General features: G+C 72.1%; 13 protein-coding genes. 6 read left to right on the top strand and 7 right to left on the bottom strand.

The window, feature by feature from the left end:
* Window positions 1-14: 14 nt before the first annotated feature.
* Window positions 15-560 carry a peptide deformylase gene (gene def / locus ACWEV0_RS27020; RefSeq protein WP_453152098.1) on the top strand — a complete coding sequence of 182 codons (546 nt, stop codon included), beginning with the start codon at window positions 15-17 and terminating at the stop codon, window positions 558-560.
* Between the two features lie 20 nt (window positions 561-580).
* On the opposite strand, the gene ACWEV0_RS27015 is transcribed toward def, so the two are convergent.
* A complete protein-coding gene (locus ACWEV0_RS27015; protein ID WP_453152097.1) occupies window positions 581-1,231 on the bottom strand; it encodes a TetR family transcriptional regulator in 651 nt (216 codons plus the stop codon).
* Between the two features lie 186 nt (window positions 1,232-1,417).
* Here ACWEV0_RS27015 and ACWEV0_RS27010 point away from each other — a divergent pair, with 186 nt between their 5' ends.
* Together ACWEV0_RS27010 and ACWEV0_RS27005 are read left to right on the top strand one after the other, a co-directional pair.
* The gene (locus ACWEV0_RS27010; protein ID WP_453152096.1) at window positions 1,418-2,647 is read left to right on the top strand and encodes an acyl-CoA dehydrogenase family protein; all 1,230 of its coding nucleotides are present in this window, start codon (window positions 1,418-1,420) and stop codon (window positions 2,645-2,647) included.
* Between the two features lie 144 nt (window positions 2,648-2,791).
* Complete coding sequence (locus tag ACWEV0_RS27005) at window positions 2,792-4,183, top strand: cytochrome P450 (RefSeq protein WP_453152095.1); 1,392 nt, start codon at window positions 2,792-2,794, stop codon at window positions 4,181-4,183.
* On the opposite strand, the gene ACWEV0_RS27000 is transcribed toward ACWEV0_RS27005, so the two are convergent.
* Together ACWEV0_RS27000 and ACWEV0_RS26995 are read right to left on the bottom strand one after the other, a co-directional pair.
* Entirely contained in the window at window positions 4,180-4,941 is a 762-nt protein-coding gene (locus ACWEV0_RS27000) for a putative protein N(5)-glutamine methyltransferase (RefSeq protein WP_453152094.1), read from the bottom strand. The genes ACWEV0_RS27005 and ACWEV0_RS27000 overlap by 4 nt on opposite strands.
* Window positions 4,934-5,416 (bottom strand): glutathione peroxidase, encoded by a 483-nt coding sequence (locus tag ACWEV0_RS26995; RefSeq protein ID WP_453152093.1) that lies wholly within the window; start codon window positions 5,414-5,416, stop codon window positions 4,934-4,936. The genes ACWEV0_RS27000 and ACWEV0_RS26995 overlap by 8 nt, the downstream gene beginning before the upstream one ends.
* Before the next feature lie 37 nt (window positions 5,417-5,453).
* Between ACWEV0_RS26995 and ACWEV0_RS26990 the strand changes: the two genes are divergently transcribed.
* A complete protein-coding gene (locus ACWEV0_RS26990; RefSeq protein ID WP_453152092.1) occupies window positions 5,454-5,669 on the top strand; it encodes a DUF6011 domain-containing protein in 216 nt (71 codons plus the stop codon).
* Here ACWEV0_RS26990 and ACWEV0_RS26985 read toward each other — a convergent pair.
* The gene (locus tag ACWEV0_RS26985; protein ID WP_453152091.1) at window positions 5,666-6,487 is read right to left on the bottom strand and encodes an SDR family NAD(P)-dependent oxidoreductase; all 822 of its coding nucleotides are present in this window, start codon (window positions 6,485-6,487) and stop codon (window positions 5,666-5,668) included. The two genes, ACWEV0_RS26990 and ACWEV0_RS26985, sit on opposite strands and share 4 nt — an antisense overlap.
* Before the next feature lie 94 nt (window positions 6,488-6,581).
* Window positions 6,582-7,118, bottom strand: coding sequence for a YceI family protein (locus ACWEV0_RS26980; RefSeq protein WP_453152090.1), 537 nt, complete (start codon window positions 7,116-7,118; stop codon window positions 6,582-6,584).
* A gap of 156 nt (window positions 7,119-7,274) precedes the next feature.
* On the opposite strand from ACWEV0_RS26980, the gene sigJ reads away from it, so the two are divergent.
* On the top strand, window positions 7,275-8,192 hold the full coding sequence (gene sigJ, locus ACWEV0_RS26975) for an RNA polymerase sigma factor SigJ (protein ID WP_453152128.1): 918 nt from the start codon (window positions 7,275-7,277) through the stop codon (window positions 8,190-8,192).
* 49 nt (window positions 8,193-8,241) lie between these two features.
* On the opposite strand, the gene ACWEV0_RS26970 is transcribed toward sigJ, so the two are convergent.
* A complete protein-coding gene (locus ACWEV0_RS26970) occupies window positions 8,242-9,105 on the bottom strand; it encodes an acyl-CoA thioesterase (RefSeq protein WP_453152089.1) in 864 nt (287 codons plus the stop codon).
* A gap of 47 nt (window positions 9,106-9,152) precedes the next feature.
* Window positions 9,153-11,726 (bottom strand): DEAD/DEAH box helicase, encoded by a 2,574-nt coding sequence (locus ACWEV0_RS26965; RefSeq protein WP_453152088.1) that lies wholly within the window; start codon window positions 11,724-11,726, stop codon window positions 9,153-9,155.
* A gap of 102 nt (window positions 11,727-11,828) precedes the next feature.
* Here ACWEV0_RS26965 and ACWEV0_RS26960 point away from each other — a divergent pair, with 102 nt between their 5' ends.
* On the top strand, window positions 11,829-12,620 hold the full coding sequence (locus ACWEV0_RS26960; protein ID WP_453152087.1) for a metal-dependent hydrolase: 792 nt from the start codon (window positions 11,829-11,831) through the stop codon (window positions 12,618-12,620).
* Window positions 12,621-12,762 lie beyond the last annotated feature (142 nt).

Here is a 12,762-nt window from a genome sequence, read left to right as displayed (position 1 = left end):
GTACGCTTGCGCACATGCGAAACCGGTTGATCCCCGGCAGTTCCGGCCGTGTCCGAGCGATGACCCTGCTCGACGAGCCCGTGCTGCACACGCCCTGCGAGCCCGTCACCGACTTCGGCCCGGAGCTCGCCCGGCTCGTCGAGGACATGTTCGCGACCATGTACGCGGCGAACGGCGTGGGCCTGGCCGCGAACCAGGTGGGCGTCGGACTGCGGGTCTTCGTGTACGACTGCCCCGACGACGAGGACGTCCGGCACCTGGGCCATGTGGTGAACCCGCGGCTCGTCGTGGCCGACGGCGACGTGATCCGCGGCCCCGAGGGCTGCCTCTCCCTCCCCGGCCTGGAGGCCCCCACCCCCCGCTTCGACCGCGCGGTCGTCGAGGGCGTCCGCCGCGACGGCACCCCGGTCCGCGTGGAGGGCACGGGCTTCTTCGCCCGCTGCCTCCAGCATGAGATGGATCACCTGGAGGGCGGGGTCTACGCGGACCACGTGACGGGCCGGGGAAGGCGGAAGCTGCTGAAGTCGATCCGGAAGGAGCCGTGGGGCAGGGGCTTCTGAACCGTCGTGGGCAGCCGGGGTCAGAACCCCGGCCCGTCCGCCCGGTCGCCCGCGGCGGCGAGCCGCCCCCACAGCAGATCCGCCAGGCTCCGCACCAATTCCGCCCGCGAGCAGGGCCGTTCGCCCAGCCACCAGTCGCCCGCCGCGTGCATCATGCCGACGATGCCGTGGCCCCAGATGCGGGCCTGGGCCGCGCTGTCCGGGCCCAGGTCGACGCGTTCGGCGATGACCTGGCCGAGCTCCTCGCCCATGCGGCGCAGCAGCGGGGCGGAGTGGCGGCCGACGTCGAAGCCCTGTTCGGCCTGCTGGGACTCCTCGGCGGGGTGCATGAGGAAGCGGTAGACCTGCGGCATGGCCTCGATGGAGGCGAGGTACGTGTCGAGGGTGGACTCGACGCGCTGCCGGCGGTCGGCGGGCGCGTCGAGCGCGGCGCGCAGGGCCGAGAGCAGGGCGTCGGTGTGGCGGGTGGCGAGGGCCCGGTAGAGGCCGCCCTTGTCGCCGAAGTGGCGGTAGAGGATCGGCTTGGTGATCCCGGCCTCGGCGGCGATCGCGTTCATGGACGCCTTCGGCCCGTCGCGGAGCACCACGCGGTCCGCCGCCTCCAGCAGTTCCCGCCGTCGCTGGTCGGCCGGCTTCTGCTGGTCGGTGGTGGTCCGGTGTGTGGTGTCCATAAGCGCGTCTCCCCGCCCGTACGAAATTCCTGAGGCTGTTCGCAACGTAACACCCCGGCGGCACCCGGTGCCGTCCGACCGGTTCCGCTCCGCCGGCCGCAGGAACCGCGTCGCTGCTGGTTGACAGGGTCTACCCGTCGGTAACACACTGCTGTTACCGCAAGTAACACGTCGCCGGGAGGGACCATGGCCGAGTTCACGCTCGAACTCAACGACGACCAGAAGCAGGTGCGCGACTGGCTCCACGGCTTCGCAGCCGATGTGATGCGCCCCGCGGCCGCCGAGTGGGACGAGCGCGAGGAGACCCCCTGGCCGATCATCCAGGAGGCCGCCAAGCTCGGAATCTACTCCCTCGACTTCTACGCCCAGCAGTTCTTCGACCCGACCGGCCTCGGCATCCCGATGGCCATGGAGGAGCTGTTCTGGGGCGACGCCGGCATCGCGCTGTCCATCGTCGGCACCGGCCTCGCCGCCGTCGGCGTCCTCGCCAACGGCACCGAGGAGCAGATCGGCACCTGGATCCCGCAGATGTACGGCGACGTCGACGACGTCAAGGTCGCCGCCTTCTGCTCCTCCGAGCCCGACGCCGGCTCGGACGTGGCCTCGATGCGCACCCGCGCCGTCTACGACGAGGCCAAGGACGAGTGGGTGATCAACGGCACCAAGACCTGGGCGACCAACGGCGGCATCGCCAACGTCCACGTCGTCGTCGCCGTCGTCGACCCCGAGCTCGGCTCCAAGGGCCACGCCTCCTTCATCGTGCCGCCGAACACCCCCGGCCTCTCCCAGGGCCAGAAGTTCCAGAAGCACGGCATCCGCGCCTCGCACACCGCCGAGGTCGTCCTGGAGAACGTCCGCGTCCCCGGCCACTGCCTCCTCGGCGGCAAGGAGAAGCTCGACGAGCGCCTGGCCCGGGCCCACGAGAAGGCGAAGGCGGGTGGCGGCGAGCGACTGAAGAACGCCGCCATGGCCACCTTCGAGGCCTCCCGCCCGGCCGTCGGAGCCATGGCCGTCGGCACCGCCCGCGCCGCCTACGAGGTCGCCCTCGACTACGCGAAGACCCGCGAGCAGTTCGGCCGCCCGATCATCGACAACCAGGGCGTCGCCTTCCAGCTCGCCGACATGCGCACCCAGATCGACGCGGCCCGCCTCCTCGTCTGGCGCGCCTCCTGGATGGCGACCGCGGGCAAGCCCTTCACCTCCGCCGAGGGCTCCATGTCCAAGCTGTACGCGAGCGAGGTCGCCAAGAAGGTCACCGCCCAGGCCATCCAGATCCTCGGCGGCAACGGTTACACCCGCGAGTACCCGGTCGAGCGGATGCACCGCGACGCCGCCATCTACACGATCTTCGAGGGCACGAGCGAGATCCAGCGCCTGGTCATCGCCCGCACCCTCTCCGGCATGCCGATCCGCTGACCTGACGGACCGGCACGTTCCCACGGCCCCCGGGGAGTCCAGGCCCCGGGGGCCGTTCGGGGACCTCCGGGGGACGGCTACCCGTGAGTCACCTCGTGCGGCAGAATCGAATGCGGCACCGAAGCTCACAAGGGGGAACGGCACATGGCGACCACCGGCCGGAAGACGCAGGAGATTCCCGAACTCGCGGGACTTCCCCTGCTCGGCTCCCTGCTCGACCTCAAGAACGACTCGCTCGGCACCTTCCTCAAGGCCCGCCGCGAGCACGGGGACGTCGTCCGGATCACCGCCGGACCGCCCGGACTGCGGTCCACCATCCACCTCGTCCTCTCCGCCGAGGGCGCCCAGCAGGTGCTGGCCACCGAGGCCGCCAACTTCCGCAAGGAGAACAACTTCTACGAGGAGCTCCGGGTCTCCTTCGGCAACGGACTGCTCACCAGCCAGGACGAGGACTACCTGCGCCAACGACGGCTCGTGCAGCCGCTGTTCACCCGCCGCAGCGTCGACACCTACGCCGCCGCCGTCGCCGAGGAGGTCGACCGGCTCACCGGCACCTGGCGGGACGGTGGCCAGGACAGCGTCGACGTCATGCACGAGATGACCACCCTCGCGCTGCGCGCCGTCGCCCGCATCCTCTTCGGCACCGACGTCGACGCCGCCGTCGACATCGTCGAGCGCTGCTTCCCGGCGCTCGGCGCCTACGTCGCCCGCCGCGGCTACTCGCCCCGCAACATCCCGCGCGAGTGGCCCACCCCGGGCAACCGCAAGGCCGCCGCCGTGCACGAGGAGCTGTACGCCGTCTGCGACCGCATCATCGCCGAGCGGCGCGCGGCCGGCACGGCCGGCGAGGGACGGGACCTGCTGACCCTGCTCATGGCCGCCGAGAGCGACGGCGACAGCGGCTTCGACGCCACCGAACTGCGCGAGCAGGTCCTGGTGTTCCTGCTCGCCGGGCACGAGACCACCGCCACCTCGCTCGCCTTCGCGCTGCACCTGCTCGCCAAGCACCCCGAGGAGCAGAAGCGGGCCCACGAGGAGGTGGACCGGGTCCTGGCCGGCCGCACGCCCGGCGCCGCCGACCTCGACCAGCTGCCGTACCTCACCCGGGTGCTCAAGGAGGCCATGCGCCTCTTCCCGGCCGCCGCGGCCATCGGCCGCCGGGCCGTCGCCGCCACCGAGATCGGCGGCTACACCATCCCGGCCGGCGCGGACGTCATCGTCGCGCCGTGGGTGACCCACCGGCACCCCCGCTACTGGGACGACCCGGAGCGCTTCGACCCCGACCGCTTCACCCCGGAGGCCGAGGCCGGCCGGCCCCGCTACGCCTGGTTCCCGTTCGGCGGCGGCCCGCGCGCCTGCATCGGTCAGCACTTCTCGATGCTGGAATCGGTGATCGCGCTCGCGATGATCCTCCAGTCCTACGAACTGGAGGCCATCGACACCGAGGTCCCGCTGGCCGCCGCGATCACCCTCCAGGCCCTCGGCCCGGCCCGCTGCCGGCTGAAGCCGCGTACGGCCCGGGCCGAAGAGGCCTAGGCGCGGGTCGCCACGACGATCGTGGCGTACAGGTCCTCGTCCTCCAGGACCCGGGCCGTCAGGCCGTGCGCGGCGACCGCCGCCACGGCCGGGCCCGTCTGGCGCTCGCTGGTCTCGAAGAGCAGATGCCCGCCCGGCGCCAGCCACTCCGCCGCGCCGGCCGCGACCCGGCGCAGCACGTCCAGGCCGTCCGCGCCGCCGTCCAGGGCCACCAGCGGCTCGTGGTCGCGGGCCTCGGGCGGCAGCAGCGGCACGTCGCCGCTCGGTACGTACGGCACGTTGGCGACCAGCACCTCGACACGGCCCCGCAGCGTGGCCGGCAACGGGTCGAAGAGGTCGCCCTCGTACACCCGCCCGCCGCGCGGCTCCACATTGCGGCGGGCGCAGCGCACGGCGGCCGGCTCGATGTCGGAGGCGTACACCTCGGCGCCCTCGACCGAGGCGAGCAGCACCGCGGCCGCCGCGCCCGTGCCGCAGCACAGGTCGACGCAGACCGCGCCGGGCCGGGCGAGCGTCACGGCCCGGCCGACCAGGAACTCGGTGCGCCGGCGCGGCACGAACACCCCGCCGTCCACCTCGATCCGCAGCCCCGCGAAGCCGGCCCAGCCCACGACGTGCTCCAGCGGCAGGCCCGCGGCCCGCCGCTCCACCATCGCGTCCAGCTCGGCCGGACCGGCCGCGGCCGCCGTCAGCAGCTCCGCCTCCTCCTCGGCGAAGACACAGCCCGCGGCCCGCAGCCGCGAAACGACGTCAGGCAAGCTGGGCCTCGATCGCCGCGACCAGCTCCGGGGCCTCCGGCTCGGTGCGCGGCCGGAAACGGGTCACGGCGCCGTCCCGCCCGATCAGGAACTTCTCGAAATTCCACTGCACGTCACCGGCCTCGCCCTCGGCGTCGGCGACCTTCGTCAGCTCCGCGTACAGCGGGTGCCGCCCGGCGCCGTTCACCTCGGTCTTCGCGAGCAGCGGGAAGGTCACGCCGTACGTCGCCGAGCAGAACGTGCCGATCTCCTCCGCGCTGCCCGGCTCCTGGCCCGCGAACTGGTTGCACGGCACGCCGAGCACGGTGAAGCCGCGCTCCCCGTACTCCTTCTGCAGCCGCTCCAGGCCCGCGTACTGCGGGGTGAGACCGCACTGGGACGCCACGTTCACGACCAGGACGGCCCGGTCGCGGTAGTCGGCGAGCGAAAGCGGCTCGCCGGCGAGGGTCGTCAGCGGAATCTCGTACACACTCATGGGACTGCTCCTCGTCACAATGGGGTTTGATCTGACCATGGAAGACGAATCGCTGGCAATCGACATCGGCGCCGGGGCGGACACCGACGCACCCGGCCGGGTGTGGTGCCGGCTGTGCGGGCGCCCGCTGACCGGCGCCGCGTCCCGCCGCACCGGCCTCGGCCCGGCCTGCGACGCCAAGCTGCACCCGCCGGGCCCGGACATCCGGACCCGGCGGCACGAGGTCGAGCAGGACACCCTGCCCGGCATCTAGTCCAGCTGCCCGTGCGCCTCCTGGGCGAGGTCCTGCCAGGCCGCCCACGTGTGCAGCCGGTCCGTGTAGACCTGCGGGAGCAGCTCGTTCCCCTGCCCGCCGAAGAAGACCCGCAGCGGCGGGTTCTCGGCGTCGACGACCTTCAGCAGGGCCCGGCCGGCGGCGGCCGGGTCGCCGACGTCGACGGACTTCGCGAACGCGGCGAACTGCTCCCGCAGCCCCTCGTACACCGGATCGGCCTCGGCGTGGACGACGCTCGCCATCGCGTCCGTGGCGTAGGAGCCAGGCTCGACCACGGTCACCCTGATCCCGAACGGGGCCACCTCCTGGGCGAGGGACTCGCTCAGGGCCTCCAGGGCCCACTTGGAGGCGTGGTAGCCGCCGCCCAGCGGCATCGCGACGACACCGCCGACCGAGGAGATCTGCACGATGTGGCCGCCGCCCTGCGCCCGCAGCCGCGGCAGCGCGGCCTGCACCACCCACAGCGGGCCGTACAGATTGGTCTCCAGCTGGTCCCGCAGCTCCCGCTCGCCCAGCTCCTCGACGGCGCCGAAGAGGCCGTAGCCCGCGTTGTTCACGACCACGTCGAGGCGGCCGAAGTGCTCCCCGGCCCGCCGTACGGCCTCGTGCACGGCGGCCCGGTCGGTGACGTCGAGAGCGAGCGGCAGCACCGCCCCGCCGTGCGCGGCGACCAGGTCGTCGAGGCGCGCGGCGTCCCGGGCGGTCGCGGCCACCCGGTCCCCGCGGGACAGCGCGGCCTCGGCGAAGGCGCGGCCAAGGCCGCGGGCGGAACCGGTGACGAACCAGACCTTGCTCATGATGGATGTCCGTTTCTGTGGTGGCTTCCGGAGCGGAATACGCCCATGAGACGCCGCACCCGGCCGTCCTGTGACACGCCCGCCGGGACGCGCGTCAGCCCAGCCGCAGCACGGCCACGTCCAGTTCGAGCCGCACCTTCGGGCTCACCATGAACCGGGTCGCCGCGTTCCAGTTCACCCCCCACGCGTTGCGGTCGATCGTGACGCCGCCGCGCAGCCCGACCCGGTGCCCGTCGCCGCCGTCGGTCAGCTCCAGGTCGAGCGTGACCGGCCGGGTCACCGACCGCATGGTGAGGTCGCCGGTCACCGCGAACCGGGTGGTGCCGGTCTGCCGCACCTCGGTCGAGACGAACTCCACGGCGGGGAAGTCGGCGACGTGCAGGAAGGTGGCGCACAGATGCTCGTCGCGCCGCGCGTTGCCGGTACGGATGCTGTCCGCCCGGACGGCGAGCCGGACGTGGGACCGGGCCGGGTCCGCGCCGTCCAGGTGCGCCCGGCCCTCGAAGTCGTCGAAGTGGCCGCGGACCCGGGTGGACACGGCGTGGCGGGCCACGAAGCCGATCCGCGTCCGGCCGGTGTCCAGGACGTAGTCGCCGGTCAGTTCGTCGAGCGCGGTGATCGGGGTCGACATGCTGGTCACTCCTCGTACGTGATGGGGTTCGCCGGTACGACGAGACGGCGCCCCGGAATGTCAGGCCGGCCCGCCCCACGGCCCGCCATCTCACATTTCGCGCCGCCGTTCCGTCGTACGGATGTGAGTACTCGCGAGAAGAAGGCCGGTGGCACGATGAGCAGCGACGAGGACCTGAGCGTCGTCATGAGCGAGCGGCGGCAGCTGATGGGGGTGGCCTACCGGCTGCTCGGTTCGCTGGCCGATGCCGAGGACGTGGTCCAGGACACGTACGCCCGCTGGTACGCGATGTCACCGGAGCAGCGCGCCGGGATCGTCAACCCCGCCGCCTGGCTGACCCGGGTCGCCGGCCGCATCTGCCTCGACGTGCTCGGCTCGGCGCGGGTCCGGCGGGAGAGCTACGTGGGCGAGTGGATCCCGGAGCCGGTGCCGGGGCGGCCGGAGTGGATCGGCGAGCGGCCCGGTGACGCCACGGCCGATCCGGCGGACCGGGTCACCCTCGACGAGTCGGTCAACATGGCCTTCCTCGTCGTCCTCGACGCGATGACGCCGGCCGAGCGCGTCGCCTTCGTGCTGCACGACGTCTTCGGCTACGCGTTCCCCGAGGTCGCCGAGATCGTCGGCCGCACCCCGGCCGCCTGCCGTCAGCTCGCCTCCTCGGCCCGCCGCCGGGTCCACGCGGCCCGCCCGGCCGCCGCCGCGCCCGACGCCCGGCGCGCCGACCTGGTCCGGGACTTCAAGCGGGCCTGGGAGGCCAAGGACATCAAGGCCCTGATCGGACTGCTCGCCCCGGACGCCACGGTGGTCGCCGACGGCGGCGGCCTGGTCGCCGCCGCGCTGCACCCGATCGAGGGCCACGAGCGGATCGCCGCCTACCTGGTCGACCTCGTCTCCCGCGCCTCCGGCCTCACCTTGGAGGAGCGGACCGTCAACGCCCAGCCGGGCCTGACGGTTCGTCACGAGGGCGCCGTCATCGCGGTGTTCGCGTTCGACGTCGCCGACGACCGGATCACCGGCATCTGGGCCGTACGCAACCCGGAGAAGCTGCGCCCCTGGACCGCGTCGCAGGAGTGAGCGCGCGGAGGGGCCAGGGCCTGTCCGGCGGATCAGGGCCGGACAGCCCCTAGAGCTTCCGGAACAGGCCCTCCTGGACCACGGACACGAGCAGCCTGCCCTCGCGGTCGTAGATCCGGCCGCGGGCCAGGCCGCGCCCGCCCGTCGCGATCGGCGACTCCTGGTCGTACAGGAACCACTCGTCGGCCCGGAACGGCCGGTGGAACCACATCGCGTGGTCGAGCGACGCCATGTCGAAGCCACGCGGCCCCCACAGCGGCTCGACCGGGATGCGCACCGCGTCGAGCAGCGTCATGTCGGAGGCGTAGGTGAGCGCGCAGGTGTGCACCAGCGGGTCGTCGCCCAGCGGCCCGACCGCCCGCATCCAGACCGCGCTGCGCGGGTCCGCGCCACCTACCTCGTCCTTCGACCAGCGCAGCCGGTCCACGTAGCGGATGTCGAAGGGCTGCCGGCGGGCCATCCGCTCCAGCGCCTCCGGCAGCGCGCCGAGGTGGTCGCGGATCTCGTCCGCGAGCTTCGGCAGGCTCTCCGGGTCGGTGAGGTGCCGCGGCGGCAGCTGGTGCTCGAAGGCGCCCTCCTCGGGAAGGTGGAAGGAGGCCGTCAGATTGAAGATCGTCCGGCCCTCCTGCACCGCCGTGACCCGCCGGGTGGTGAAGGAACGCCCGTCGCGCACCCGCTCCACCTGGTAGACGATCGGCACGCCCGGCCGCCCCGGGCGCAGGAAGTAGGCGTGCAGCGAGTGCACCGGGCGGTCGCCGTCCACCGTGCGCCCCGCCGCCACCAGGGCCTGGCCGGCGACCTGCCCGCCGAAGACCCGCTGCAACGACTCCTGCGGGCTGCGGCCGCGGAAGATGTTCACCTCGATCCGCTCCAGATCGAGCAGATCGACGAGTCTCTCGGCGGGGTTGGTCACCTCATGCTCCTCATTCCGGGAATGCGGCACTGCGGGAAAGGCAGTGCCTACAGCTGTCCGACGGACGTCACGCGGACGATCGCCCGGCCCTCCTCGTCCGAGGTCGCCAGGTCCACCTCCGCGCTGATGCCCCAGTCATGGTCACCGTTCGGGTCCGCGAAGGTCTGCCGGACGCGCCAGACGCCGTGCGCCGGGTCCTCCTCGATGGCCAGCAGCTTCGGGCCGCGCGCGTCCGGACCCGTACCGAGGTCGTCGTACTCGTCCCAGTACGCGTCCATCGCCTCGCCCCAGGCGTCCGCGTCCCAGCCGGACTCCGCGTCCATCTCGCCGAGCTCGTCCACGTTGTCGAGCGCCGCCAGCTCCACCCGGCGGAACATCGCGTTGCGCACCAGGACCCGGAACGCGCGGGCGTTCGCCGTGACCGGCTTGACCTGGTCGGCCTTCTCCTGGGCCTCCTCCGCGGACTCCAGCTCCGGGTTGGCCAGCTGCTCCCACTCGTCGAGCAGCGAGGAGTCGACCTGCCGCACCATCTCGCCCAGCCAGGCGATCAGGTCCTCCAGGTCCTCCGTCTTCAGGTCGTCCGGGATGGTGTGGTCCAGCGCCTTGTACGCGCTCGCGAGATAGCGCAGGACGATGCCCTCGGTGCGCGCCAGCTCGTAGAAGGAGGTGAACTCCGTGAAGGTCAGCGCCCGTTCGTACATGTCCCGGATGACCGACTTCGGCGACACCGGGTGGTCGCCGACCCACGGGTGCGACTTCCGGTAGACGTTGTACGAGTGCCAGAGCAGCTCTTCGAGCGGCTTCGGGTACGAGATCTCCTGGAGCCGCTCCATCCGCTCCTCGTACTCGACGCCGTCGGCCTTCATCGCGCCGACCGCCTCGCCGCGCGCCTTGTTCTGCTGGGCGTGCAGGATCTGGCGCGGGTCGTCGAGCGTCGACTCGACGACCGACACCATGTCGAGCGCGTACGACGGGGACTGCGGGTCGAGCAGGTCGAAGGCGGCGAGCGCGAACGTCGACAGCGGCTGGTTGAGCGCGAAGTCCTGCTGCAGGTCGACGGTCAGCCGGATCGTGCGGCCCTCGGCGTCCGGCTTGTCCAGCTGCTCCACGACGCCGCCGTCGAGCAGCGAGCGGTAGATCGCGATGGCCCGGCGGATGTGCTTCAGCTGGTTCCGGCGCGGCTCGTGGTTGTCCTCGAGCAGCTTGCGCATCGCCTCGAAGGCGTTGCCGGGGCGGGCGATCACCGAGAGCAGCATGGTGTGCGTGACCCGGAAGCGGGAGGTCAGCGGCTCCGGCTCGGCGGCGATCAGCTTCTCGAAGCTGTTCTCGGTCCAGCCGACGAAGCCCTCCGGGGCCTTCTTGCGGACCACCTTGCGACGCTTCTTCGGGTCGTCGCCGGCCTTCGCCAGCGCCTTCTCGTTCTCGATGACGTGCTCGGGCGCCTGCGCCACCACGAAACCGGCGGTGTCGAATCCGGCCCGGCCGGCCCGGCCCGCGATCTGGTGGAACTCACGGGCGCGCAGCGTGCGCACCCGGTTGCCGTCGTACTTCGTCAGCGCCGTGAACAGCACCGTGCGGATCGGCACGTTGACGCCGACGCCCAGGGTGTCCGTACCGCAGATGACCTTCAGCAGACCCGCCTGCGCCAGCTTCTCCACCAGGCGCCGGTACTTCGGCAGCATGCCCGCGTGGTGCACACCGATGCCGTGCCGGACGTAGCGGGAGAGGTTCTTGCCGAACTTGGTGGTGAACCGGAAGTTGCCGATCATCTCGGCGATCCGGTCCTTCTCCTCGCGCGAGCACATGTTGATGCTCATCAGCGACTGCGCCCGCTCCACCGCCTGCGCCTGGGTGAAGTGGACGATGTAGACCGGCGCCTGCTTGGTCTCCAGGAGCTCGGTGAGCGTGTCCGTGATCGGTGTGAGCCGGTACTCGTACGACAGCGGCACCGGCCGGGTCGCCGAGCGCACCACCGACGTCGGCCGCCCGGTCCGCCGGGTCAGGTCCTTCTCGAACATCGACACGTCGCCGAGCGTCGCCGACATGAGGACGAACTGCGCCTGCGGGAGCTCGAGCAGCGGGATCTGCCAGGCCCAGCCGCGGTCCTGCTCGGCGTAGAAGTGGAACTCGTCCATCACGACCTGGCCGATGTCGGCGTCCTTGCCGTCGCGCAGCGCGATCGAGGCGAGCACCTCGGCGGTGCAGCAGATCACCGGCGCGTCCGCGTTCACGGAGGCGTCGCCCGTCAGCATGCCGACGTTCTCCGTGCCGAAGATCTTGCACAGGTCGAAGAACTTCTCCGACACCAGCGCCTTGATCGGCGCCGTGTAGAAGGTGACCTGGTCATTGGCCAGGGCCGTGAAGTGCGCACCCGCCGCGACCAGCGACTTTCCGGAGCCGGTGGGCGTGGAGAGGATCACGTTGGCCCCGGAGACCACCTCGATCAGCGCCTCCTCCTGGGCCGGGTAGAGCGTGATGCCCCGGTCCTCCGCCCAGGTGGAGAACGCCTCGAAGAGGGCATCGGGGTCGGCGGTCGGCGGCAGCTGATCGATAAGGGTCACGCCCCCATCTTGCCTGGATTCCGCCCGGATGAGGGAACCGGCCGCCGGATCGAAGATCACGGACGATAGGCTGGCCCGTCGACCGGCCGTCAACTGGGCGGCAGAACACGGGGAAACCGCGAGCGGCGGCGAGCGGCGGCGAGAGACGGGGCGGGAAGAAACATGATGGGACCGGCGCACTCGCTGTCCGGAGCGGCGGCCTGGCTGGGCGTCGGAGCGGCGGCAGCGGCCTTCGACCACCCCATGCCCTGGCCGGTTCTCGTCGTCGGCGCGCTCATCTGCGCGGGCGCCGCCCTCGCCCCCGACCTCGACCACAAGTCGGCGACCATCTCGCGCGCCTTCGGCCCGGTCTCGCGCGGCCTGTGCGAGATCGTCGACAAGCTGTCGTACGCCGTCTACAAGGCGACCCGCACCTCCCACGACCCGCGCCGCTCCGGCGGCCACCGCACCCTCACCCACACCTGGGTGTGGGCGGTCCTGGTCGGCGGCGGCTGCTCCGTCGCCGCCGTCACCGGCGGCCGCTGGGCGGTCCTCGCGATCCTCTTCGTGCACCTCGTGCTCGCGGTCGAGGGACTGCTGTGGCGGGCCGCGCGGATGTCCAGCGACGTCCTGGTCTGGCTGCTCGGCGCCACCAGTGCCTGGATCCTCGCCGGCGTCCTCGACCAGCCCGGCAACGGGGCCGGCTGGCTCTTCACGGAGCCCGGCCAGCAGTACCTGTGGCTCGGCCTGCCGATCGTCCTCGGCGCCCTCGTCCACGACATCGGCGACGCCCTGACCGTCTCCGGCTGCCCGATCCTGTGGCCCATCCCGGTCGGCCGCAAGCGCTGGTACCCGATCGGCCCGCCGAAGGGCATGCGCTTCCGCGCGGGCAGCTGGGTCGAGCTGAAGGTCCTGATGCCGGTGTTCATGGTGCTCGGCGGAGTGGGCGGGGCGACGGCGCTCGGCTATCTGTAGAGCAGTCGTACGCAGTCGCAGGCAGTCCTGCGCAGTCGTACGGGGGAGGGGCCCATGGTGGCCCCCGGGGTGACGACGGTGACATCGGCCGTCTTGCCGTACGCGGCTCCCGGCACCGCCACGGTCAGCAGGCCGGCCAGGA

It is taken from the genome of Streptomyces sp. NPDC003943, assembly GCF_053605265.1.
This window is presented reverse-complemented; position numbering and strand designations above follow the sequence as displayed.